Origin of the sequence: Mesorhizobium sp. M00.F.Ca.ET.216.01.1.1, from assembly GCF_004010325.2 — a bacterium.
GTDB lineage: Bacteria > Pseudomonadota > Alphaproteobacteria > Rhizobiales > Rhizobiaceae > Mesorhizobium.
Genome location: NZ_SADR02000175.1, coordinates 1 through 399 on the forward strand (window position 1 = coordinate 1; position 399 = coordinate 399).

Annotated in this window: 1 protein-coding gene; it reads right to left on the minus strand. The window is 69.9% G+C overall.

All coding sequences use genetic code 11. From position 1 onward, the window contains the following. Positions 1-399 (minus strand): enoyl-CoA hydratase/isomerase family protein (locus EN859_RS35600; protein ID WP_135913633.1); only part of this gene is annotated, 399 nt, incomplete at both ends.

The following is a 399-nucleotide window of genomic DNA, read 5'->3' on the forward strand; positions in this document are numbered from 1 at the left end:
CTTTTCGGCGCCGACCAGCCGTGGCAGGCGCACCGTGCCGCCGCCGCCAGGCAGCAGGCCGAGCTTCACCTCCGGTAGGCCGAGCCTAGCGCCCTGATCGGCGACACGGAAATGGCAGCCGAGCGCCAGCTCCAGCCCGCCGCCGAGCGCCGTGCCGTGGATGGCCGCGACCGTCGGCTTGGCGATGGTTTCGAGCAAAGCGACGATGGCGCGCAGTTCCGGCTGCTCGACCGGCTTGCCGAACTCGGTTATGTCGGCGCCGGCGACAAAGGTGCGCCCGGCGCAGGCGATGACGATGGCTCTGGCGGTTGGGTCGTCACGCAGCGTGGCGAGCGCCTCGTAGAGCGGCTTGCGAACATGGAAGCTCAGCGCGTTGACCGGCGGATTGTCGATGGTGAC